At 39.4% G+C, this 21,545-nt stretch carries 26 protein-coding genes; 25 read left to right on the plus strand and 1 reads right to left on the minus strand.

Features of this window, described 5'->3' with window-relative positions; translation table 11 throughout:
• From FKZ43_RS03060 to FKZ43_RS03145, 18 genes are all read left to right on the plus strand, one after another.
• The coding region (locus FKZ43_RS03060) for a MutS-related protein (RefSeq protein ID WP_419951028.1) at positions 1–728 on the plus strand (728 nt) is incomplete at its 5' end.
• A 109-nt stretch (positions 729–837) separates the two neighbouring features.
• A complete protein-coding gene (locus FKZ43_RS03065) occupies positions 838–1,620 on the plus strand; it encodes an IclR family transcriptional regulator (RefSeq protein ID WP_140944408.1) in 783 nt (260 codons plus the stop codon).
• Positions 1,620–3,116, plus strand: a complete 1,497-nt coding sequence (gene hpaE, locus FKZ43_RS03070) for a 5-carboxymethyl-2-hydroxymuconate semialdehyde dehydrogenase (protein ID WP_140944409.1) — start codon at positions 1,620–1,622, stop codon at positions 3,114–3,116. Before FKZ43_RS03065 ends, hpaE begins: the two co-directional genes overlap by 1 nt.
• Before the next feature lie 15 nt (positions 3,117–3,131).
• Positions 3,132–3,911, plus strand: a complete 780-nt coding sequence (locus FKZ43_RS03075) for a 2-keto-4-pentenoate hydratase (protein WP_140944410.1) — start codon at positions 3,132–3,134, stop codon at positions 3,909–3,911.
• 20 nt (positions 3,912–3,931) lie between these two features.
• Positions 3,932–4,204, plus strand: a complete 273-nt coding sequence (locus FKZ43_RS03080; protein ID WP_140944411.1) for a hypothetical protein — start codon at positions 3,932–3,934, stop codon at positions 4,202–4,204.
• Positions 4,205–4,215: 11 nt separating this feature from the next.
• Positions 4,216–5,178 (plus strand): acetaldehyde dehydrogenase (acetylating), encoded by a 963-nt coding sequence (locus FKZ43_RS03085; RefSeq protein ID WP_140944412.1) that lies wholly within the window; start codon positions 4,216–4,218, stop codon positions 5,176–5,178.
• Positions 5,179–5,193: 15 nt separating this feature from the next.
• Positions 5,194–6,231: a 4-hydroxy-2-oxovalerate aldolase gene (gene dmpG / locus FKZ43_RS03090; protein WP_140944413.1), complete on the plus strand. Its 1,038-nt coding sequence runs from the start codon at positions 5,194–5,196 to the stop codon at positions 6,229–6,231.
• Positions 6,232–6,251: 20 nt separating this feature from the next.
• Positions 6,252–7,058 (plus strand): 2-keto-4-pentenoate hydratase, encoded by an 807-nt coding sequence (locus FKZ43_RS03095; RefSeq protein WP_140944414.1) that lies wholly within the window; start codon positions 6,252–6,254, stop codon positions 7,056–7,058.
• A 12-nt stretch (positions 7,059–7,070) separates the two neighbouring features.
• Positions 7,071–7,295, plus strand: a complete 225-nt coding sequence (thmT, locus tag FKZ43_RS03100; RefSeq protein ID WP_140944415.1) for a 2-hydroxymuconate tautomerase — start codon at positions 7,071–7,073, stop codon at positions 7,293–7,295.
• A gap of 22 nt (positions 7,296–7,317) precedes the next feature.
• A complete protein-coding gene (locus FKZ43_RS03105) occupies positions 7,318–8,352 on the plus strand; it encodes a ferritin family protein (RefSeq protein ID WP_140944416.1) in 1,035 nt (344 codons plus the stop codon).
• Positions 8,353–8,365: 13 nt separating this feature from the next.
• Positions 8,366–8,668, plus strand: coding sequence for an MmoB/DmpM family protein (locus tag FKZ43_RS03110; protein ID WP_140944417.1), 303 nt, complete (start codon positions 8,366–8,368; stop codon positions 8,666–8,668).
• A gap of 29 nt (positions 8,669–8,697) precedes the next feature.
• Positions 8,698–10,236, plus strand: coding sequence for a YHS domain-containing protein (locus FKZ43_RS03115; protein WP_140944418.1), 1,539 nt, complete (start codon positions 8,698–8,700; stop codon positions 10,234–10,236).
• A gap of 70 nt (positions 10,237–10,306) precedes the next feature.
• Positions 10,307–10,636, plus strand: coding sequence for a phenol hydroxylase subunit P4 (locus FKZ43_RS03120; protein ID WP_140944419.1), 330 nt, complete (start codon positions 10,307–10,309; stop codon positions 10,634–10,636).
• A gap of 20 nt (positions 10,637–10,656) precedes the next feature.
• On the plus strand, positions 10,657–11,718 hold the full coding sequence (locus FKZ43_RS03125) for an NADH:ubiquinone reductase (Na(+)-transporting) subunit F (protein ID WP_140944420.1): 1,062 nt from the start codon (positions 10,657–10,659) through the stop codon (positions 11,716–11,718).
• 12 nt (positions 11,719–11,730) lie between these two features.
• On the plus strand, positions 11,731–12,570 hold the full coding sequence (locus FKZ43_RS03130) for an alpha/beta fold hydrolase (protein WP_140944421.1): 840 nt from the start codon (positions 11,731–11,733) through the stop codon (positions 12,568–12,570).
• Positions 12,570–12,998, plus strand: coding sequence for a GlcG/HbpS family heme-binding protein (locus tag FKZ43_RS03135; RefSeq protein ID WP_140944422.1), 429 nt, complete (start codon positions 12,570–12,572; stop codon positions 12,996–12,998). Before FKZ43_RS03130 ends, FKZ43_RS03135 begins: the two co-directional genes overlap by 1 nt.
• 6 nt (positions 12,999–13,004) lie before the next feature.
• Positions 13,005–13,358 carry a 2Fe-2S iron-sulfur cluster-binding protein gene (locus tag FKZ43_RS03140; protein ID WP_140944423.1) on the plus strand — a complete coding sequence of 118 codons (354 nt, stop codon included), beginning with the start codon at positions 13,005–13,007 and terminating at the stop codon, positions 13,356–13,358.
• Between the two features lie 27 nt (positions 13,359–13,385).
• Positions 13,386–14,309, plus strand: a complete 924-nt coding sequence (locus tag FKZ43_RS03145) for a catechol 2,3-dioxygenase (RefSeq protein WP_140944424.1) — start codon at positions 13,386–13,388, stop codon at positions 14,307–14,309.
• A gap of 36 nt (positions 14,310–14,345) precedes the next feature.
• Here FKZ43_RS03145 and FKZ43_RS03150 read toward each other — a convergent pair whose 3' ends face one another.
• On the minus strand, positions 14,346–14,720 hold the full coding sequence (locus FKZ43_RS03150; RefSeq protein ID WP_140944425.1) for a carbonic anhydrase: 375 nt from the start codon (positions 14,718–14,720) through the stop codon (positions 14,346–14,348).
• 109 nt (positions 14,721–14,829) lie between these two features.
• On the opposite strand from FKZ43_RS03150, the gene FKZ43_RS03155 reads away from it, so the two are divergent.
• From FKZ43_RS03155 to FKZ43_RS03185, 7 genes are all read left to right on the plus strand, one after another.
• Positions 14,830–15,408, plus strand: a complete 579-nt coding sequence (locus FKZ43_RS03155) for a TetR/AcrR family transcriptional regulator (RefSeq protein ID WP_140944426.1) — start codon at positions 14,830–14,832, stop codon at positions 15,406–15,408.
• Between the two features lie 13 nt (positions 15,409–15,421).
• Entirely contained in the window at positions 15,422–17,692 is a 2,271-nt protein-coding gene (locus tag FKZ43_RS03160) for an efflux RND transporter permease subunit (protein ID WP_140944427.1), read from the plus strand.
• A complete protein-coding gene (locus FKZ43_RS03165) occupies positions 17,689–18,414 on the plus strand; it encodes an outer membrane lipoprotein-sorting protein (protein WP_140944428.1) in 726 nt (241 codons plus the stop codon). The genes FKZ43_RS03160 and FKZ43_RS03165 overlap by 4 nt, the downstream gene beginning before the upstream one ends.
• Complete coding sequence (locus tag FKZ43_RS03170; protein ID WP_140944429.1) at positions 18,415–19,206, plus strand: DUF3108 domain-containing protein; 792 nt, start codon at positions 18,415–18,417, stop codon at positions 19,204–19,206. It abuts the gene before it with no gap.
• Between the two features lie 26 nt (positions 19,207–19,232).
• Positions 19,233–20,528 (plus strand): DUF1302 family protein, encoded by a 1,296-nt coding sequence (locus FKZ43_RS03175; RefSeq protein WP_140944430.1) that lies wholly within the window; start codon positions 19,233–19,235, stop codon positions 20,526–20,528.
• A gap of 24 nt (positions 20,529–20,552) precedes the next feature.
• A complete protein-coding gene (locus FKZ43_RS03180; protein ID WP_140944431.1) occupies positions 20,553–20,774 on the plus strand; it encodes a CDGSH iron-sulfur domain-containing protein in 222 nt (73 codons plus the stop codon).
• Between the two features lie 257 nt (positions 20,775–21,031).
• A partial coding sequence (locus tag FKZ43_RS03185) for a hypothetical protein (protein WP_140944432.1) occupies positions 21,032–21,545 on the plus strand: 514 nt, incomplete at its 3' end.

A 21,545-nucleotide genomic window follows, 5' to 3' on the forward strand; every position in this document is an offset into this window, starting at 1 on the left:
TTAGACAGGTCGGTTTAATAGTTTTGCTTTCGCAGATCGGAAGTTTTGTTCCAGCTGATTATGCGAGGATCGGTATCGTTGATAGGATTTTTACGAGGGTTGGGGCTTCGGATAACATTGCCGGTGGGGAGAGCACATTTTTGGTTGAGATGCATGAGATGGCAAATATACTTAACAATGCCACATCAAAAAGTTTAATCCTTCTTGATGAGGTTGGGCGTGGGACAAGCACATTTGATGGGATATCAATAGCTTGGGCTATAACTGAATATATTCATGAGAACATTGGGGCAAAGACAATTTTCGCAACGCACTATCACGAGTTAAATGAGCTTGCGGAGTTGTTGCCAAGGGTAAAGAACTTCAAAGCTGATGTTAGGGAACTTGGCGATAAGATAATTTTCCTTCATAAAATTGTCCCCGGCTATGCGGACCACAGCTATGGGATTGAGGTCGCTAAGATGGCTGGGCTTCCCAGGGAGGTGACTGAAAGAGCAAAAGAGATTTTGATAAACCTTGAACAAAAGGAGTTAACACCTCAAGGGAAGGGAAAGAAGAAAATTTCAAAGGAAATTTTGAGGGAGAAGTTTCAGATAAGTTTGTTTGAATTGGGCGATAACAAGTTGAGGGATGAGATTTTAAAACTTGACATTGACAACATGACCCCTCTTCAGGCATTGATGAAATTGAACGAGTTGAAGGGGAGGATAAAGAGGGGGGAAGTGTAGTTTCTATATTTGACACTTCGTCTTACATATTGATACAGCAAAATTTTTAACTATTGACAAAGTATCTGTCTTTTTTTTATCTTGCTTTAGAACAAAATTGGAGCGCTTTATGCGTGGAACGCCAACGAACAGCTCGATTGAGAAGGCATTTAAAATCCTTTCCGTATTCTCGCAAAATGGAAGATTTGAATTAGGGGTTGGGGAGATAAGTAGAATTTTAAGGATGCATAAAAGCACTGTTCATAGGTTTCTACGCTCAATGGAGAAAATCGGTGTTGTTGAGAAAAGTGAGGAGACGGGGAAATACAAGCTTGGTTTAAAGCTGTATGAGCTTGGTAATAGTGTCTCTTTAAAAAAGTTGATGGTTGATAGGGCAAGGATTTATCTTGAGGACCTTCACTGGTATTTAAACGAAACGGTTCATTTTGCGACGCTTAAAAATGGGGAAGTTGTATATCTTGATAAGATAATTGCGGATAGAACCTTTGTCATAATTTCGGAAGTTGGGAAGAGGTTGCCTGCTCATTGCACGGGGCTTGGAAAGTCTATGCTTGCTTTTTTACCAAGGGAGGAGGTTGAGAGAATTATCCGAGAGAAGGGGTTGAAAAAGTTTACGAGGAATACGATAACAAGCAAAAAGAAACTTTTTGAGGAGCTTGAGCTCATCAGGGAGCGTGGTTATGCGATTGATAATGAGGAAATTGAAGATGGTTTAAGATGCATTGCTGCGCCGATTTTTAATGGTGAGGGTAGTGTGATAGCAGCTGTTAGCATTTCAGGGCCTTCAAGTAGGATAAATGAGACAACATATGATGAGTATTCAAAGTATGTTATAAAGACGGCTAAATTAATTTCTAATGAATTAAAAAACATAAATTTGAGGTTTCTATAATGGCTGAGGCAATTGTAGAAAAGGGCGGTGTTATAAACAAGGTAATTGAATTGAAAAATTTCATAGGGGGCAAATTTATTGATTCCGTCAGTGGGAAACGTTTTGAGAACAGGTATCCTGCTACTAATGAGGTTATAGCTACGGTTCCGGAAAGTGGGCGTGAAGATGTTGAGATGGCAGTTGAGTCCGCAGTAAAAGCTTTTAAGGTTTGGAGTAAGATGCCTGTTAAGGAGAGGAGCAAGTATCTTATGAAGATTTCCGAGCTTATTATGGAGAGACTTGATGAGCTTTCATATCTTGAATCAGTAGATGTTGGTAAGCCGATTCGGCTTGCTCGTGGGATGGAGATACCAAGGGCGTCGTATAATTTTTCATTTTTTGCTGAGTTTGCAAAATATGTTCATACTGAATTTTATGAGACGGATGATAGGGGAGCGATAAATTATGTTTTGAGGCGACCTGTTGGTGTTGCTGGTTTGATAACGCCTTGGAATTTACCTCTTGTTCTGACCACTTGGAAGGTTGCCCCGTGTCTTGCTGCTGGAAACACCTGTATAATAAAGCCATCGGAACTGACGCCTATAACTGCAACAAAACTTGCTGAGATAGCAGCTGAGGCGGGACTTCCAGATGGGGTTTTAAATGTCGTCCATGGGTTTGGTCCGAATTCAGCAGGTGAATTTATAGTGAGCCATCCGGATGTTAAATTAATTTCGCTTACTGGTGAGACAACGACTGGGCAGGCGATAATGAGGACGGCTTCACAACATTTGAAGAAACTTTCTTTTGAGCTTGGGGGTAAGAATCCAAATATAATTTTTGCTGATGCTGATTTAGAGCAAGCGCTTGATGTCACAATACAGTCAAGTTTTTCAAATCAAGGGGAGGTTTGTCTTTGTGGGTCAAGGATTTATGTTGAGAGAAAAATTTATGATGAATTTGTTGAAAGGCTTGTTGAAAGAGCAAAAAGGATGAAGGTTGGTGACCCGCTTGACCCGGAGACGGACATGGGAGCTTTGATAAGTGAAGAACATCTTCATAAAGTTCGCACTTACCTTGAAATTGCTGTTGCTGATGGAGGAAAAATTTTAACGGGTGGGAAAACTCCTGAGCACCTTCCAGAAAAATTTAAATCCGGAAATTGGCTTGAGCCAACTGTGATAGTTGGATTAAATGATAACTGCAGAGTCATCAAGGAGGAAATTTTTGGTCCTGTTGTAACTGTTTCTCCCTTTGACACTGAGGAAGAGGTTATTGAAAGGGCAAATAATACGCATTATGGTTTAAGTGCGACGATTTGGACGAATGATTTGTCAAGGGCGCACCGGGTTGCTTCTCAGATTGAGGCGGGGGTTATATGGATTAACACTTGGTTTTTACGCGACTTGAGGACACCGTTTGGCGGGATGAAGATGAGCGGACTTGGGAGAGAGGGTGGAATTTACAGTTTTGAGTTTTACACAGAGTTGAAAAACGTTTGCATCAAATTGCAATAAAAATTGCTTTTCTATATGGCGGATTACATTGAAAGGTTTGCTGAGGAACTTTTCCTCGCAGAAGAAAATCTTAAACCGATTGAACCATTGACATCAAGAGATGGAAGTTTAACGATTGAAGATGCTTATAAGATTCAGCTGAAAAATGTTGAAAGGAAAATAAAGAAAGGATGGAGGATAAAGGGGAAGAAGATTGGAATCACGAGTTTAGCTGTTCAGAGGATGTTAAATGTAAATCAGCCGGATTTTGGCTATTTGTTTGACACTATGTATGTTGAGGATGGTGGGGTTATTAAACTTGACACTTTAATTCAGCCGAGGGTTGAGGGTGAGATTGCTTTTGTGATGGAGAAGGATTTAAAGGGTCCTGGTGTTACTGAAGCGGATGTTTTAAGAGCGACGGCTTTTGTTGTTCCTTCAATTGAGATAGTTGACAGCAGAATAAAGGACTGGAAGATAAAGATTCAGGATACGATAGCTGACAATGCTTCGTCTGGTTTATTTTTGCTTGGGGGAAAGAAAACGCTTGTTGATAACCTTGATTTCAGATGTTTGGGGATGATACTTGAGCGAAATGGAGATGTCGTTGTATCTGGGGCTGGAGCAGCTTCACTTGGAAATCCAGTTAAAGCGGTTGCTTGGCTTGCGAATAAACTTTCTGAGTTTGGTGAGTATTTAAGAGCTGGTGAGATAGTTCTCTCTGGGGCGCTTGCTCAACTTGTCGTCCCAAAAAAAGGTGATTTTTTCAGAGTGACGATTCAAAAACTTGGAAGTGTAAGTGTAAGGTTTGAGTAAAAAAATTTGGAGTTCCAAAGATGTATCAAAACATGTATGTTCGCTTCACCAGGTTTTTGGATAACTTTGTTGAGTTTAGATTGTCTTTTTATCCTGATTGGCTTGAATCAGGGGAGCTTGTGATGCCATATCATATCTTTGAGGACTTTAGGGCAAAGAATAAAATTGAACTTGTCGCTGATACAGATGAGGACAGAAAGAAGATAGATGAGTATCTAAAGCATCTAGTTCGGCTTAAGATAAAAAATCCTAATGAGATCGATCTTGACGAATATTTCCCAACAAAATTTTGAGGTTTTTAAAAATGTCAGCTGAGAGAAATGGCAAAGTTAAATGTGTGATAGTTGGCAGTGGGAACATTGGGACTGATTTGATGATAAAAATTTTGAGGTATTCAAAGAATCTTGAGCTTGTGATGATGGTTGGAATAGATCCGAATTCTGACGGACTTGCGAGGGCAAAGCGTTTGGGGGTAGAGACAACTTATGAGGGGATAAATGGTTTTTTAAAACGGAAGGATTTAGTTGACCAGGTTGATATAATTTTTGAGGCAACGAGCGCTAAGGCACATCTTCAGAATGCGCCGATTTATCGTGAGCTTGGGAAAATTGCGATTGATTTGACCCCAGCTGCGATCGGTCCTTATGTTGTCCCACCGGTGAATCTTGGTGCACATCTTGATAAGTTAAATGTCAATTTGATAACCTGCGGCGGTCAGGCGACAATCCCAATGGTTTATGCTGTGTCAAGGGTAGTTCCGGTTCATTATGCCGAGATCGTCTCTTCGGTTGCAAGTAAGAGTGCCGGACCTGGGACGAGGCAAAACATAGATGAATTCACGCAGACAACAGCTAAAGGACTTGTTGCGATAGGTGGAGCAAGAAGAGGGAAGGCGATAATAATTTTAAACCCAGCTGAACCGCCTATAATAATGAGAAACACTGTTTATACGATAGCAGATGAATGTGACCCTGATGAAGTAACAGAGTCAATCTATTCAATGGTCAATGAAGTTAAAAAATATGTCCCGGGGTATAATTTGAAGTCGGAGCCGATTTTTGATCCGCTTGATAAGTATCCGATAAGGATTCCTGGGTATGGTGAGTTCAATAAGGGTTATAAGGTGACGATTTTGCTTGAGATAGAGGGGGCGGGGCATTATTTGCCAAAGTATGCGGGAAATCTTGATATAATGACATCTGCTGCTTTAAGAGTTGGGGAACTTTTCGCAGAGAAAATTTTAAGTGAAAAAACATTGGCAAAATAAAGGATGGAGATAAAAATGTCAGATAAAAAAGTCATCATAAACGATGTGACTTTGAGGGATGGCATGCACGCACTTTCGCATCAGTATGAGTTGGAGGATATGGTTCAAATAGCAAAGGCGCTTGATGAAGCCGGGGTTGATATAATTGAGGTCACACATGGAGATGGGCTTGCTGGGAATGCTATAAATTACGGTTTCTCAAAATACGAGGAGGAAAAATATATCTCAGCTGTTGCTGATGTTTTGAAAAGGGCAAAACTTGATGTCCTTTTGCTTCCTGGGATTGGAACGATTGAAGACCTTGAGAGGGTAATTGATCTTGGTGTGAAAGTTGTAAGGGTTGCGACGCATTGCACAGAGGCGGACATTTCAATTCAGCATATTGAATATTCAAAGAATAGAGGGATGGATGTCGTTGGTTTCTTGATGATGGCTCATATGATACCGCCAGCTGAACTTGTAAAGCAAGCAAAGATAATGGAAGGGGCTGGGGCAGATTGTGTTTATGTTGTTGATTCAGCAGGGGCGATGTTGCCTCAAGATGTTGCAGATAGGGTTAAGGCGTTGAAGGATAATTTAAGTTGCCAAGTTGGTTTTCACGCTCATCATAATCTTTCGCTCGGGGTTGCGAATTCACTTTCAGCTGTTCAAAGTGGAGCTGATAGGATTGACGCCTCGCTTTGTGGATTAGGGGCTGGAGCTGGAAATGCACCACTTGAGGTTTTAATAGCTGTTTTTGATAGAGTTGGGATCAGGACTAATTGCGACCTTTACAAGCTTATGGACGCAGCTGAGGAACTCGTGAGACCGATGATGAAAAGAAAAGGCGTTGAAGTTGTGATTGATAGAGATGCTTTATCGCTTGGGTATGCCGGGGTTTATTCTTCTTTCTTGTTGCACGCTAAAAGGGCAAGTAAAAGATTTGGGGTTGATACAAGGGATATTTTGCTTGAACTTGGAAGAAGAAAGATGGTTGGAGGACAGGAGGATATGATAGTTGATGTGGCAGTTGAGCTTGCAAAGAAGAGAGGGAAAGAGGTTGAAGTTGAATAAAAAATAAAAACTTCAGAAATGTGCCAGCAAAGGTTAGAAATAATCCTTTTGTGAAATTAAAGCGAATTGCTCAGTATCTTAATGAATGTGAATTTGAAAGAAAGGAAGCGGAGCAAATTGTTAAATCTTATCCGGAGATTACAATTGAAGATGCCTATCTGATTCAGAGAGAACTTGTAAAGTTAAAAGTTTCAAGAGGGAGTAAAATCATAGGTTATAAACTTGCTTTCACGACCCGCACCAAGCAAAGGTCAATGGGGATTTCAACTGTTGGCTTTGGATATCTGTTTGATTATATGAGGATAGATGATGGAGGGGAGTTAAATTTAAATGAGGTTATTCATCCGAAGGCGGAAGCTGAGATTGCTTTTGTAATTGGTGATGACCTTGAAGGGAATGTTTCTCCTTATGAGGTGATTGAAGCAACTAAATATGTTGCACCTGCAATTGAATTTGTTGATTCAAGGTATAAGGATTTTAAATTTGAATTAATAGATGTGATCGCTGATAATTTTTCTGCTTCAAGGTTTGCAATCGGGGCGGATATAAAAAGACCGAATGAGGTTGATTTGCGATTGTCGGGTGTGATTTTTGAAAAGAACGGTTTGCCGGAGAAGACAGGTGCCTTGGGAGCTGTGCTTGGAAACCCGGCGATAGCAGTATCGCAACTTGTTAAGTTTTTGTCTATGAAAGGAGAAAAAGTTAAAGCGGGAAGTATAATTCTAACCGGAAGCATAACCGAGGCGATTGATGTCAGTGAGGGTGACTTTATAAGGGTTTCAATATGCGGAGTTGGCGAGGTTTCAACATTTGTGGTGAGAAAATAAAACGGAAGGAGTATGCCAATAATAATAATCAACATGCTTGAGGGAAGAAGTTCAGAGAGGAAAAGGAAGTTGCTGGAGAAGATAACCGAAGCGGTAGTTGAGTCCCTTGATGTTGAGCCAGAAAGCGTCCGTGTGATTATAAATGAGATACCAAAGGAAAACTTTTCGGTTGCTGGTTTGCCGATTGAAGAGTTCAGAGAATTGAAGCGGGGCAATTCAGCCGAGGTTAAAAAATAAAACAAAAAACGGAGGTGCTACAATGTCAACACAATATGAGATAAGACAGAAGGTGATTGAGCCGAAAAGGCAAGCATTTGATTATTTGATTAAAAGATATGGGAATCAGCCAGCGTCAAGGTATATTGAGGGAACTGTTGATATCCAGCAGAGGGAAAATTTTCATTACAGACCAACTTGGAGACAAGGAGTTGAAATTTTTGACAAGAATTATTCTGAATTGAAACTGACTGATTATTATGCTTTCTTGGATCCGAGGCAATATTATTATTACACTTACAACGCAACCAGGGCGAAGAATTATGAAGCGGTTGAAAAGTATTTTGAATTTTGTGGGGAGAGAGGGCTTCTTGAAAATGTTGATGAGAGTTGGTTGAAGGTGTTTAATAGGTATTTCGTTCCATTCAGGCATCCTGAATATGCGGGATGGATTTTGCTCGTTGGAGTTGCCAGATTTGGTTATGGGACATCTTTGACTCAATGTGCTGAATTTAATGCCTGTGATAAGTATGGAAACGCACAGTTGATAACAAGAATTGCCTTTGAGCTTCCAGAACCAGATGGGGATATTTTTGAGAACGCAAAAAAGACTTGGCTTGAGGATGAGATTTGGCAACCGTTGCGTGAGTATATTGAGAAATTGCTCACTGTTCAAGATTGGGGGGAAGTTTTGATAGGGCAAAATCTTGCGCTTGATGTTTTCGTTCAGCCATTGATACATATTGAACTTGACAAGCTTGCAAATGAAAATGGTGTGAGCGTCTTTTCTTTCTTCAGCAAGTATTTGTATGACATTTACAAGGACAATATGAAATGGACAGAGGAGTTTTTCAAGGTGGCGTTGAATGACCCGAATTATGGAGAGCCAAACAGGAAGTTTATTGAATCAAAATTAAACCAGTATGCGAGTGCTGTTTCAAAAGCGGTTGATGCCTTTGTTGATGTTTTCAAGATGCCGAAAAAGAAGGGTGATTTTAAGGGAGCAAAGGAAAGAATTTTGAATGGGGCGAATGAAATTTACGCTCGGCTTGGGTTAAATGTAAAAATCAAAAATTAAAAAGGAGGGGAAAATGACTGCGGTAGAAACAAAAAGAGAGAGGTTTGTAGCTGTTGACATTCAAAAGAGTGAAGATGGTTGGAATGTCTTGCAGGCGATTTTAAAGGATAATCCGGGGGCAAAGATTGATGATTTCCCGGGGTATTACAAGATTAAACATCCGGAGAAACTTCTCATAAGGCGAGAGACGGTTGAAAACATGATGGGAAGACCTTGGGACACGCAGGAGTTCAATCTCGTGATAATCTCTTACGCTGGAAATTTCGCTGAGTGGGATGATGAGAAAATTCTCATCCAATGGGATACACATATGTAAAAATTAAAAACAAAGGAGGTGCAACTGTTATGGCAAAAAAGAAATTAACATTGGCTCAAAAGTATCATATCTACACAAGGGGGCTTGATTGGGAACCAACTTATGTGAACAAGAAGGATATCTATCCTTACGCTGAGTATGAAGGGATAAAGATCAAGGACTGGAACAAGTGGGAGGACCCGTTCAGGATGACGGTTGATGCTTATTGGAAGTATCAAGCTGAGAAGGATAGGCGTTTTTACGCAATACTTGATGGTTTCATTCAGAATCAGGGTCATTTGACGCTTTCTGATGCGAGGTATTTGAATTCAATTAAGTTATTTATTCAGGGTGTCACACCGCTTGAGTATATGGCGCATCGTGGTTTTGCATTTGTTGCAAGACACCTTCCGGGGGCAGGACCAAGAACGGCTGGCTTTTTCCAATCAATGGATGAATTGAGGCACACGCAAATTGAAGTTCACGCGGGGAGCAACTTCAACAGATATTATGATGGTTTTCATTCAATGACGCATATGCACGATAGGGTTTGGTATTTGAGCGTTCCGAAGTCATATTTTGATGATGCTGTAACGGCCGGACCGTTTGAGTATATAACTGCGATTTCGTTTTCTTTTGAATATGCATTGACGAATCTTCTCTTCGTCCCATTTATGTCTGGGGCTGCTTATAATGGTGATACTCCGACGATGACATTCGGCTTTAGCGCTCAATCTGATGAATCAAGGCATATGACACTTGGTTTGCAGGTTGTTAAGTTCTTGCTTGAACAGCACGAGGATAATGTTCCGATAATTCAAGCTTGGATTGATAAGTGGTGGTGGCGTGGATATAGATTGACATCTCTTGTTGCAGCGATGATGGATTATATGTTGCCAAAAAGAGTTATGTCGTGGAAGGAATCATTTGAACTTTACATTGAGGATCAAATTCTTGAAGGGCTGTTCCGCGACCTTGAGAAGTATGGGATAAGACCACCTCTACATATGGAGCATTCAATTAAGGAAAAAGAGTTCCTTTCACACGATGTTTATTGGATATTGTTCAGTTTTACATATGCAGCTGCTTTCCACACTTGGATACCAAATGAAGCTGAGATGGAGTGGCTTTCGGAGAAATATCCGAGGACTTTTAATCAGTATTATCGTCCGCTTTATGAAAAGGCGAGGGAAGTTAAGACACCTCTTCCTGGTGACAGGTTTTATTATCTTAGTTTACCACAACTTTGCCAAGTTTGTCAGATACCGATGGGCTTTTCAGACCCTGATGACCCGAGGAATGTTGTTCAAAGGCATGTTGAATATAAAGGTGAGGTTTATCATTTCTGTTCCGATGGTTGTAAATGGATATTTGAGCGCGAGCCAGAGAAATATATACAGTCTTGGTTGCCTGTTCACGAGATTTATAAGGGCAATTGTTTTGCAGAGCCACCAAAAGGACCAGATGATGTTGTCCCGCAGGTTCTCAGATGGTATAACATTCAGACGGATAACTTTGATTACTTCGTGAGCGAGGATTATAAGAACTGGAAGGAATGGCACAAGGATATGGCAACCGTTGTAGTGTAAAGATTCAGACCGCGCCTGTTTTTGGCGCGGGTTTTTGAAAATTTTAAAAATTTAATTAAGGAGGTCAAAAATGGCATTTGGAGAAGTGAAGGCACTTTATAAATATGAATTTGAACCAAGAGATAAAGCAGAGGTTTTCGGTGATGACATAATCGTTTACGCTTATTGGATTGATAACAGATTTTTCTGTGCTGCTTCTGCGTGGCGTGTTCCAAAAAATATGAAATGGAAGGATTTTGTAAATCAAATCTCGTCTCTTTACGGGCTTGACCCTGAGTATAAAAATGTCAAGAAGTGGGAATGGTTTCATTTTGATGAGAGCTTCAAACCAGAGGATGAGAAGACGCTCATTGAGCTCGGTTTAAGGCACAAGTCAATTGTTAAGTTTAAGCCAGCGTAAAATGAAATTTTAATTTAGCCATGAAATACAAAGTCAAAATAGAACCACTTGGGGTTGAACTTAACATTGATGGATCGCAGACAATTCTTGATGCTTGTTTGAGAAATGGTGTTTGGGTTCCGCATGCCTGCACTCACGGCACATGTGCAACTTGTAAGTCAAAATTGATAGAAGGTGAAGTTGATTATGGGCTTGCTTCAAATTTTGCGCTTATGGATTTTGAGAGGGAGCAAGGGTATATTCTTTTGTGCACGGCTAAACCGAAAAGTGACCTCGTAATTGAGGCTGATATTGAATTGGAAGAAGGTGTTGAATTTTTCCCAGTGAAGGATTTTATAGGCAAAGTTGTAAAAATTGAAGATTGCGCGGTTGACACAAGGCGATTGATAATTTCAATTGAGGGTGATAGGATAAAGTTTCTTGCCGGGCAATATATTCAACTTGATATCCCGGGCACTGGACAGAACAGAGCGTTTTCCATCGCCTCTGGACCTGATGTTGATGGAAATTCAGAGATTGAGCTTCAAATACGGAGGGTGCCCGGCGGGCTTGCTTCTAAATATGTGTTTGAGGAATTGAAGGAAGGAGAAAATGTTAAGTTTTGCGGACCGTTTGGCAGATTTTTCCTAAGGAAAAACTTTGATAACCCGATTCTTTTTCTTGCTGGGGGAACTGGACTTGCCCCGATTAAATCAATGATAATTGATGCGCTGAGATCAGGTTTAAAACAAGAGATGTATCTTTTTCACGGTTCTAGATCAAGTTCGCATGTTTATGATTTTGAATTTTTCAAAGTGCTTGAATCGGAATATAAAAATTTCCATTACACGCCCTCAGTTGATAATCGGGAAGAGGGATGGGAAGGTGAAGTTGGTTTCGTTCATGAGGTTCTTGGGCGATATTTTCAAAAATTTGAGGGATTTAAAGCGTATATCTCTGGACCACCGCCAATGGTTGATGCCTGCGTTAAGACATTGATGCGTGGGAGATTGTTTTCGGATGATATTTATGTTGAGAGATTTTTCACCGAGAAGGATAGAGTTACAGGTGGTTCAAAGGTTGGAATTGTTTCAAAAATTTAAATTTGAAGTTTTATGTTTGAACCGAACGAGATAAAAACGCTTGAAGTTGGAGAGTATGAGATAATCGGTGGTATAAGAACTCATTTCCATAGGGGTGGGGAAGGTAGGCCTGTTCTTTTCATACACGGGAGTGGACCTGGTGTGTCAGCTTGGGCAAATTGGAGATTGACATTGCCATATTTTATTGAAAATGGCTTTGAGGTCTTTGCTCCAGATGTAGTTGGGTTTGGTTATACTGAAAGACCGGAAAATTTTAATTACACGCACAGAAGTAGGATTAATCATTTGATTAATTTTGTGAAGTATTTTGATTTTAAAGAGCTTAACATTGTTGGGAACTCAATGGGTGGAGCCTTAGCCCTTGCGTTGGCGCTTGAAATTCCAGAAAGAATAAGGAAAGTTGTCATAATGGGAAGCGTTGGTGTAAAATTTCCGATAACCGAGGGACTTGAATTTATATGGGGCTATAAGCCAAGCATTGAAAATATGAGGAAGGTGATTTGGTATCTCTCAAGCAATCCAGAACTTGTTGGGGATGAACTTGTGCGATTAAGATATGAGGCATCAATACAGCCGGGGTTTCAGGAGACATACGAGAAGATGTTTTATCCACCGTATCAGAAACATCTTGATGAGATGGATGTTGAAGATAAACTTGGGATGATAAATGTCCCTGTCCTCGTTTTGCACGGGAAACTTGACAAAGTTATACCATGGCAAATCAGCGTAAGGATTTTTGAGAAATTGCCGAAAGCGGAACTTCACATATTTGGTGACACTGGGCATTGGATAATGATTGAGAAAAGGGATGAATTTAACGAGCTTGTAAAAAATTTTTTGGTCAAGGATTGATGAACGGGCTCAAGCAAAAATATATGTTAACTTCTGAAATAGCAAGGGAAATTGTAAACAGAGCGGAAGAAAAAGCAAAGGAGCTCGGAGTAAGGGTTTGCATCGCTGTGGTTGATGACGGTGGGAACCTCCTTGAATTCAGGCGTATGACTGGGGCGCCGATATTAAGTATTGAGATAGCGCAAAACAAAGCATATACTTCAATTGCATTTGGCATCCCAACAGGTTACTGGTATGATATGATAAAAGATGAGCCAGCGCTTTTGCATGGCATAGTTCATACATCGCGGCTTGTGATATTTGCAGGTGGGTTGCCTATAAAGCTTAATGGTGAAATAATCGGTGGAATTGGCGTAAGTGGTGCAACTGCACAACAAGATGAGGAAATTGCAAAGTATGCTATTTCAATAATTGAAAATCAAAGGTGAAGTTTTATGTTGAATGGCGTCTTTAAAATTCGTCTTGTTCCAAATGATATTACATTCACTTGCAGAGCAGGAGAGACGATATTAAGTGCAGCTTTGAGAAACAATGTAAAACTTCCACATGGTTGCACAAGAGGCGGATGTGGGATTTGCAAAATAAGAGTTAATGGGAAAGTTGATTTCGGGCTTGTTTCAAAAAATAAGTTATCCGATGAGGAAAAGGAAAATGGATTTTGTCTTTCTTGTAGAGCGGTGCCACTTGAAGATATTGAAATATCGTTGATTGACGGCTCACCGCTTGAAGAGGAGTTTGATTACAGAAGATATTTTAATCTCATTTTCGGAGCAAAAACAGTGCTTTAAACCAAAAACAAATTAGGGAGGTTAGCTATGCCGTTTAGAATTTCTCGTCTCGGCTATGTTGAAGTCAAGGTCTTAAACCTTGACGATGCGCTTGATTTCTACACAAATGTTCTCGGCTTGCTTCAAGTTGAGAGACTTGGTAAACAAGCATATCTAAAGACATGGGATGAGCAACTTGCTTACTCGGTGATTTTAACGGAGTCGGATTCGGCAGGGCTTGTCAGGGCTGGATTTAGAACTGTTGACCCAGAGGATGTTGACTACTTTGAAAAGAGGCTCAAACAGTATGAGGTTTCTTATCAAGTAATTCCTGAAGATTACAAGCGCGGGAAAGCGATAAGGTTTACGATTCCGTCGGGACATACTTTTGAGATTTACTATGATATTGAAATTCCTGGCAATCTTCTTCCGAAAGAGAGCCCTGACCCATGGCCGAGGAATTTGAAGTATGATGCGATAAATCCACCGAAGATTGACCATATGCTTATCACTGCCCCCGATCCCACGAAAACAATTAAATTCTGCGAAGAGGTGCTTGAGTTTAGGGCAACCGAGTATATTGTCAATGGTGAAGGACAACCAGTTGCTGCATGGCTTTATCAAGCCAGACAGCAACCACACGATCTGGCTATAATCCCGGGGCGTGAGAAAGGAATACATCATTTTGCTTTTCATATATCAAGTGCTCAAGATATTTATCGCGCAGCTGACATTATGGTCATGAATGATGTTAAGATTGACTGGGGTCCCGGAAGGCATGGGATTACACGCGGGGCTGGAATTTATTTCTTTGATCCGTTTGGGAATAGAATTGAGACATTTGGAGGATATACTGCTTATATTTGGGACCCGGGAGCAAAGCCGATCATTTGGACAGAGGAAACGATGGGTAAAGGCGTTTTCTATTACGAGCGTAAACTTGTTGAGACATTCTTGACAGTTTACACCTAATTTAGTTACTGGGCGGGGCTTAAAAGCCCCGCTTTTTTATTTCACTTGGACAACATCCCATGAGCTATCAACCCATAACCCTATAACTTCAAGTCCCAACCCCCAGCTTGAGATTTTTTCAACGCAACTCTTAATGTTTTCAATATGTGTTTTCTCATCAACGGGGTTTCCTGCGCAGTCAAAGTGACCTACTATAGCTATAAGATTTGAGGAATGTGCTCTGACCGATGTTTCAACATTTTTCTTGATCATTTCTACCGCTTTACTTTCACCCCTGGCTAAAACGCCATCAGCTCCGGGGAAGGTTATAAGATCTACAAAATCAGCATCGTATTTTTGTTTCAGAAATTCTATTACGGGCAATTGGGTTCGCCCATCAATGCAGTTAATACAAGTTATGAACTTCGGCATTGCTTTTTATTTTCAATTTAAAAAGTTTCGTTGGAGCGACAAAATTTGACTTTGTCATTTCTATTTATTAAATTTCGACCAAAAGAACAAAATGGTCGAAAAAACTAAAATGGTTGACATTGAAAAGGCGAAGGAAGAAATAATTGAAACAGCTCGCGGTATTTTCGCAAAGTTTGGTTTTAGAAAGACAAGTATGGATGAAATAGCCAAAGCCGTCAGGAAGGCAAAGAGTTCGCTTTATTATTATTTTCAAAGCAAGGAGGAAGTTTTTCAAGCTGTTATTGAGCGAGAGGCGAATGTTTTGAGGGAGAAGATTTCAAAAGCGCTTGCACAAGTGCACGACCCTCAAGAAAAGCTCAGGGTTTATATCATCACGAGGATGAAAGCTTTAAAACAACTGGCAAACTTTTACAGCGCTTTGAGCGATGAGTATCTTGAAAATTTCAAGTTCATTGAAAAGTTTAGAGAAAGGTATGATGAGGAAGAATCTAACGCTATTGGCGAAATTTTGAGAGAGGGGATTGAAAAGAAAATTTTTAGAATCAAGGATATTGAGATGACAACGCTTGCGATTTTAATAGCGTTGAAGGGATTTGAGACATGGATTTTTAAAGGTAATGTTAGATGGAGCGAAAGCGACCTTGATAATTTGCTTGATATCTTATTTTATGGAATAGTTAGAAAATAAAATTGGAGCTTCAATGCAAAATTTTTCTGAGCTCGTCATTAAGTTTAGAGTGGTTTTGATTTCCTTATTTTTCCTTTTGACTTTTATTTTCATCTATTCAATGAGAAATTTAAGGGTTAATCCAGACCTTGTCTCTTACTTGCCTGAGAGTGATGAGGCGGTGAAACTTTCCAGGGAAATTGGAAATAAATATGGGGGTAATTTAACGGCTGTTGTTGTGATTGAATCTGACGATGTTTTTAAACCTGAGGTATTGAGAGAGATTTATGCATTGACTGAAAGTTTAAAATATGTTGATGGTGTTTCCTATGTGACGAGCTTGGCAAATATCATTGATATAAGGGGGAGTGAGGAAGGAATTGAGATAGGGAGATTAATTGACGCAAGCAGTATTCCGAGAGCGAGGGAGGAATTGGAAAGTTTGAAAAGGTATGTTTTGTCAAAGGACATTTATAAAAACATCATCTCAAGGGATGCGCGCGTGGCTTTGATTCTGTGCAAATTGATGGATGGGGTTGATAAGATCAAAGTAGCAAGAGAGATTAAAAAGGTAGTTGAAAGTTCAAACATAAGCTCAAGGGTTTATTACGGTGGTCTACCGTTTCAGATGATAGATATGAACGATTTGATTTTAAGCGATCTTAATATCTTAACGCCACTTGTTGCCATTGTTGTGATCGTTATACTTTTTTTAAGTTTTAAAAACTTAATCGGGGTTGTTCTTCCTTTCATTCCTGTTGCTTTGAGCACTATTTGGACGCTTGGGTTGATGGCGATTTTAAATATACCTTTGACTATAATTTCAAATTCAATTCCGGTTATACTTACAGCTGTTGGGAGCGCCTATGGGATTCATGTTGTGAACAAGTTCAGGGAAGACATACCGGTGGTTGATCCGAAGGAGAAATCTAAGTTAACACTTTCAAGAGTTGGGGTAGCCATTATCCTGGCTGGTTTGACTACAATTGTGGGGTTTTTATCATTTATTTTCGGTTCATATTTAGTTATGATAAAAGAATTTGGAATTTTCACCTCTTTAGGGGTTTTATTTGCGCTAATTATTTCAATAACCGTTATCCCCGCGATACTTTCGTTTTTAAATCCAAAGAAAACCGATAGGAGGGTTGCTAAAGTTAAGCGTGGCTATAAGTGGGCAAGCTATATACTCAATTTTATCTCAAGATTGAAATATCTTGTCATAAGCTTAAATCTTATTATCATCGCTTTGAGTTCTCTTGGCATCTTTAAGATAAGCCGTGAAGTGAACATACTTGATTATTTCAAGCCGGAGACACAGATAAGAAAGACGGAGGAGATGCTAAGAAAAAATTTTGGTGGTTCTTTGCCTTTATATGTCGTCGTTAAAGGGGACATACAAGACCCGATGGTTTTGCAGAAGATGAAGGAAATAGAAAATTTTCTTGAAAATTTCGGCGATATCCATAATTCGCTGTCAATAGTTGATGTTTTGGAAGAAATGAATTATGTAATGGGAGAGGGGAGAAAAATTCCAGATACGAGAGAGAAGGTTGCAAATCTTATATTTTTGATTGAAGGGGAGGAGATTTTTTCGCAACTTGTCTCGCCGGAAAAAGATGAGGCGATAATTCAAGCGAATGTCACCTATGTGAGTTCAAAGCGCATCTTTGAAATTGTCAATGGTTTGGAAGAATACTTCAGTAAGATAAATGGTTTTAGTGTAAGCGTTAAGCAAACGGGTATGCCTTTGATTTACAAGCATCTTGACGATGCGATAATAAAGAGTCAAATTCAGAGTTTAATTCTCGCGTTAATTTTTGTCTTTGTAATCATGTCGTTACAATTGGGATCGGTCGTTGGTGGTATGTTTGGGGTTCTGCCTGTTTTTTTGACCATATTTGTTGTTTATGGATTTATGGGTTATGCGGGGATTCCACTTGACATTGCGACTGTTTTGATCGCAAGTGTTTCAATAGGGATGGGTATTGATTATTCAATTCACTTTTTCAATAGGTTGAGGTATGAATTAATGGAAGGTGCTTCAGTTGAGCAGGGTCTTTTAAAAGTTCTCGGGACGACAGGGGTTGCTATTTTAATAAACGCTTTATCTGTTTCGCTTGGTTTTCTTGTCCTTGTTTTTTCAAGCGTGATACCGTTGCAGAGATTTGGGGCGATGATTCTTTTGACGATGTTTTTATCAGCGGGTGCAACATTGGTTTTGTTGCCGGCGATTATCTTAACTTTTAAACCGAAATTTTTGGTCAAATTGGTCAAATTAAAATCAAAAGTGGAGGTTGTGGGATGAGAAATGTCTTTTTTCTTTTGGTTTTCGGTTTAAATTATGCACTTGCTCAATTAACAGCCGATGAGATTTTGAAAAAGGCGGATGATGTGAGTTATGCCCCTAAGGATCAATTTTATAAAGCGAAAGTTACATTAATTGATAAAGGTGGTAGAGAAAGTCATCGGACGGCTTTAATGTATCAGAAGGGAACGCATAAAAGGTTTGTCAAATTCACAGACCCAGCTGAGATTCGGGGCATCGGCTTTTTATCTCTTCCCGAGGATGTGAATTATGTTTATCTTCCAGCTTTCAAGAAAAGTAGGCGGATCGCTTCCCACATAAAGAATCAAAATTTTGCTGGGACTGACTTCACTTATGAAGATATGGAAGCTTTGACATATTCCGAGAAGTGGAAGCCAGAACTTTTAAGAAGCGATGAAAGATATTATGTTTTGAAATTAACTCCGCGTGAAGGTAGGCAAAGTGACTATTCAAAACTTGTGATGTATGTCAGGACGGATAATTTTTATCCCGAAAAAATTGAATATTATGACAAGGGGGGCAACTTGCTTAAGATACTTACGAGGAGAAAAATTGAAAAAGTTGGGAATTACTGGATAGCATTTGAAACGGAGATGAAAGATGTGAGGAAAAATCACACGACATTGCTTGTCCTTGAAGATGTGAAGCTTGATACAAATTTGAGCGATGAGATTTTCACTTTAAGAAATTTGGAGAGATAAATGAAGTTCTTTTTGATTTTGACATTTTTGTTCGCTTCATTTGGGGATGGTAAATATGATGAGTTCAAGATCACTGACGAATACCTTGAATATGATGTTTATTGGAAATTCATCAACCTCGGGAAGATAAGGATATGGGTGAAGGTGACGGGTGATAGCGTTTATTCAAGAATTCATGTTGGGTCAAATCCGTATATATTTTTTTTGAATGTTGACTACACTTTTGAGAGCAGGTTTCACAAAGATTTTCTTATTGATTCGTGGTTATCTGTTTATGAGATTAAAGACGGGATTCCTTTGAAAACGGACTTCAAAAGGGAAAAGGATCTTATTATCGCTAGGCAGTTTGATATGCGAAATGAAAGTTTGATCGGTCAGAAATCAATAGTTTATCCCGATAGATATTACCATGGTATAACTGCTTTTTTCGTTGTGCGTAAGCTTTGCGGAACTGGGGTTGTTGTTTATTTACCGTTACTTTTTGCGACGGAGGAAAAGCTTGAGCGTCCTCCTTTTGTTCTCAGGGTTGAAAAATCAAGATTTGATTTTCTTGATGAGAGAGAAGAAGTTAAAATTTCATCTTTTGGTTCTCAGATAAAGACGATCAAGTTTGGCGGTTATGCATTTTTTGTGAGCAAGGAGTTGGCAGGGGTAACAGGTGAATTCAATGGCTGGCTTTCGGACGACTGGGCACGTGTCCCGATAAAGGCAACATTTAACACTTTCCTCGGGGTAGTTCGGCTTGAACTTTCAAAATGGGAAAAACAAGGTTGGAATCCACCTGTTAAGTAATTTGAAAATAAAATCTAAAAGCAGAAATGTTGAAAAAAATTTTTATCCTGATCATTATAACCTTTAACCTTGTGATTTCACAAAATTTGAAAATCGGTGGTTATGTTCAATTTGATGACAGGGTGAGAATTAAAGACAGATCTACAAGCTGGGAAGAATATCGGCTTGATTTGACGGGGCAAGTGGAATTTGAAAAGTTGAATTTTTATTCCGAGGTCTGGTTTAGAAATTTCGGCTCAACGAATGTTAAGAAATTAATTGAACTTTCTGATAAGGATAAGGTTGCACCAGTAGATGTTGATATTCGTGAGGCGTATGTTGATTTTAAGGGATTTATTTTTGACAACCTTGATTTAAGGATTGGAAGGCAAAGAATTGCTTGGGGAACGGCAGATAAACTTAATCCGACGGATAATCTCAATCCAGATGACCTTGAGGACATTTGGGACTATGGAAGACATCTTGGGTCAAATGCGGTTAAGTTGTCTTATTATGTTGGGGATTTTACATTTACTGGTGTTTTCATCCCGAAGTTTGTTCCAGCTGTTTTACCGCGTGGAGATTTGATGGATGTTTTTGTTGATGAGTTTTATTCAGGGTTTCCAACCGGGGTTAGTTTTATAAGCGATCGCATTGTGGTAAGAGAGCCGAGTGAGACGCTTGATGATGCGTCAAAGTTTGGTTTTAAGGTTGCAAAAAGAGATTTGTTTGGGTTTGATGTTTCTTTAAGCTATGTATACGGCAGGGACGATATTCCAGTTGTTAAGAGGGTTTATTTGCAAAATTTTGTGCCCGATTCCGTTATTTTGGAATTTCCGAGGATGAGAGTTTTGGGGTTTGATTTAACTGGGGAGATAATAGGAGTTGGGGTATGGACGGAGGCAGGGATTTTCTTTCCCGATAGAGTTGATATGGAAATTGTCAATATGGGTTATGTAAATGTGCTTGATAAGAAAAGTTATACGAGGTTTGTTGTGGGACTTGATTATACTACGCGTGGCGGTATTTATATGAATTTACAGTTCTTGCATGGTTTCGTGCACGAGAGAGGAAGGGGGAATTTGAAAAATTATTTGACATTTAATTTTGAGAAGAAATATATGAACGACAAGGTTAAGCTTAATTTTTTGAGTGGGGGGATTGAGTTTAAGAAGTTGAGGAACGATTATGCGGTTATATATAATCCGCAGTTAAGTTTCGCGCCGATTGATAACTTTGAGCTTGTGGTTGGCGGAAGGTTTATAAATGGTCGTGGGAAAACGACATTCGGGAGACTTAAAGATAGGGATGAAATTTATGTAAAAGTGAAGTATAGTTTTTAAATTTAAAACAAAAAGGTGCTTGAAATGGCAACAGTGAAGGTAAAAGCGAGCAAGAACGGTCCCTATGTGATTGAAATAGAAAGCGGGAAATTTGAAATTGAGCGTGATTTAAATGTTGAGATAGTTGAAAAGAAATCAATTGCGTTATGTAGATGTGGGCAATCGGGAAATAAGCCATTTTGCGATGGGACGCATAGGAAGGTTGGGTTCAATGCTGATGAGGTAATGGTGAAAATAAGTATGTAGGGAGAACACCCTTTGTAAGTGTGACCTGGATCACATTAGAATTTTGAAAATTTTTAAAAATTGCTCAAAAAATGAAACTTTTAGAGGAGATGATGTTGGATGGATTTATTAGATTTTTTTAATTTTCTTTCGCTGGTTCTTGACATTTGGTGTTAATTTCGTTATATTTTGTTTGAGGTTTTATTTCTCCCTTATTGAAGGGAGATTTTGAGGTAGTGAATTTAAAAACTTTTTAGAAATAATTTTTGGAGGTCGCCATGAAAAAGTTGTATTTAATTTTCTGTTTTTCCCTTCTTGTCAGTGGATTTGTTTTCGCCCAGGATCAGTTAACCATTGGGTGGCATACATCAAGCGTTGAAGTTGATGCTGGTGTATCGGGGCAACAAATTTTTGTTGTTTTAACTTGGAACGATGTTTCGCCTTCGGAAGGGATATGGAGCTTTAGAGTTGATATAACGAGCACAAGTGTTACACTTAATACTTCCGATGTAGCGCTTTATGGAAGTTTGTCTTCAAATTTCAATATAACAAAGAATGCTATTACAAATGGTGTTAGGGTTTTAGTTTATGGAACTAAAAGTAGAATGTTTCCGCCAGGTTATAGTGCACCGGTTTTAACGGTTACGCTTCCATCTCTTTCAGCTGGGTCTTATTCGGTTACTTTAGGTGGTGCTTCGGCGGTTAAGCGAAGTTATCCTGGTGGTGCGAGCGCAACTTCACAGACAGTGACGCTTAACCCAGCTACTATAAATATCACAGCTTCAACTTTCA

The organism is Candidatus Thermokryptus mobilis, from assembly GCF_900070205.1.
GTDB classification, from domain to species: domain Bacteria; phylum Bacteroidota; class Ignavibacteria; order Kryptoniales; family Kryptoniaceae; genus Kryptonium; species Kryptonium mobile.

Coding starts and splice junctions, on each gene's coding strand:
- FKZ43_RS03065 (WP_140944408.1), top strand. CDS start 838: ATGCGTGGAACGCCAACGAACAGCTCGATTGAGAAGGCATTTAAAATC.
- hpaE (WP_140944409.1), top strand. CDS start 1,620: ATGGCTGAGGCAATTGTAGAAAAGGGCGGTGTTATAAACAAGGTAATT.
- FKZ43_RS03075 (WP_140944410.1), top strand. CDS start 3,132: ATGGCGGATTACATTGAAAGGTTTGCTGAGGAACTTTTCCTCGCAGAA.
- FKZ43_RS03080 (WP_140944411.1), top strand. CDS start 3,932: ATGTATCAAAACATGTATGTTCGCTTCACCAGGTTTTTGGATAACTTT.
- FKZ43_RS03085 (WP_140944412.1), top strand. CDS start 4,216: ATGTCAGCTGAGAGAAATGGCAAAGTTAAATGTGTGATAGTTGGCAGT.
- dmpG (WP_140944413.1), top strand. CDS start 5,194: ATGTCAGATAAAAAAGTCATCATAAACGATGTGACTTTGAGGGATGGC.
- thmT (WP_140944415.1), top strand. CDS start 7,071: ATGCCAATAATAATAATCAACATGCTTGAGGGAAGAAGTTCAGAGAGG.
- FKZ43_RS03105 (WP_140944416.1), top strand. CDS start 7,318: ATGTCAACACAATATGAGATAAGACAGAAGGTGATTGAGCCGAAAAGG.
- FKZ43_RS03110 (WP_140944417.1), top strand. CDS start 8,366: ATGACTGCGGTAGAAACAAAAAGAGAGAGGTTTGTAGCTGTTGACATT.
- FKZ43_RS03115 (WP_140944418.1), top strand. CDS start 8,698: ATGGCAAAAAAGAAATTAACATTGGCTCAAAAGTATCATATCTACACA.
- FKZ43_RS03120 (WP_140944419.1), top strand. CDS start 10,307: ATGGCATTTGGAGAAGTGAAGGCACTTTATAAATATGAATTTGAACCA.
- FKZ43_RS03125 (WP_140944420.1), top strand. CDS start 10,657: ATGAAATACAAAGTCAAAATAGAACCACTTGGGGTTGAACTTAACATT.
- FKZ43_RS03130 (WP_140944421.1), top strand. CDS start 11,731: ATGTTTGAACCGAACGAGATAAAAACGCTTGAAGTTGGAGAGTATGAG.
- FKZ43_RS03135 (WP_140944422.1), top strand. CDS start 12,570: ATGAACGGGCTCAAGCAAAAATATATGTTAACTTCTGAAATAGCAAGG.
- FKZ43_RS03140 (WP_140944423.1), top strand. CDS start 13,005: ATGTTGAATGGCGTCTTTAAAATTCGTCTTGTTCCAAATGATATTACA.
- FKZ43_RS03145 (WP_140944424.1), top strand. CDS start 13,386: ATGCCGTTTAGAATTTCTCGTCTCGGCTATGTTGAAGTCAAGGTCTTA.
- FKZ43_RS03150 (WP_140944425.1), bottom strand. CDS start 14,720: ATGCCGAAGTTCATAACTTGTATTAACTGCATTGATGGGCGAACCCAA.
- FKZ43_RS03155 (WP_140944426.1), top strand. CDS start 14,830: ATGGTTGACATTGAAAAGGCGAAGGAAGAAATAATTGAAACAGCTCGC.
- FKZ43_RS03160 (WP_140944427.1), top strand. CDS start 15,422: ATGCAAAATTTTTCTGAGCTCGTCATTAAGTTTAGAGTGGTTTTGATT.
- FKZ43_RS03165 (WP_140944428.1), top strand. CDS start 17,689: ATGAGAAATGTCTTTTTTCTTTTGGTTTTCGGTTTAAATTATGCACTT.
- FKZ43_RS03170 (WP_140944429.1), top strand. CDS start 18,415: ATGAAGTTCTTTTTGATTTTGACATTTTTGTTCGCTTCATTTGGGGAT.
- FKZ43_RS03175 (WP_140944430.1), top strand. CDS start 19,233: ATGTTGAAAAAAATTTTTATCCTGATCATTATAACCTTTAACCTTGTG.
- FKZ43_RS03180 (WP_140944431.1), top strand. CDS start 20,553: ATGGCAACAGTGAAGGTAAAAGCGAGCAAGAACGGTCCCTATGTGATT.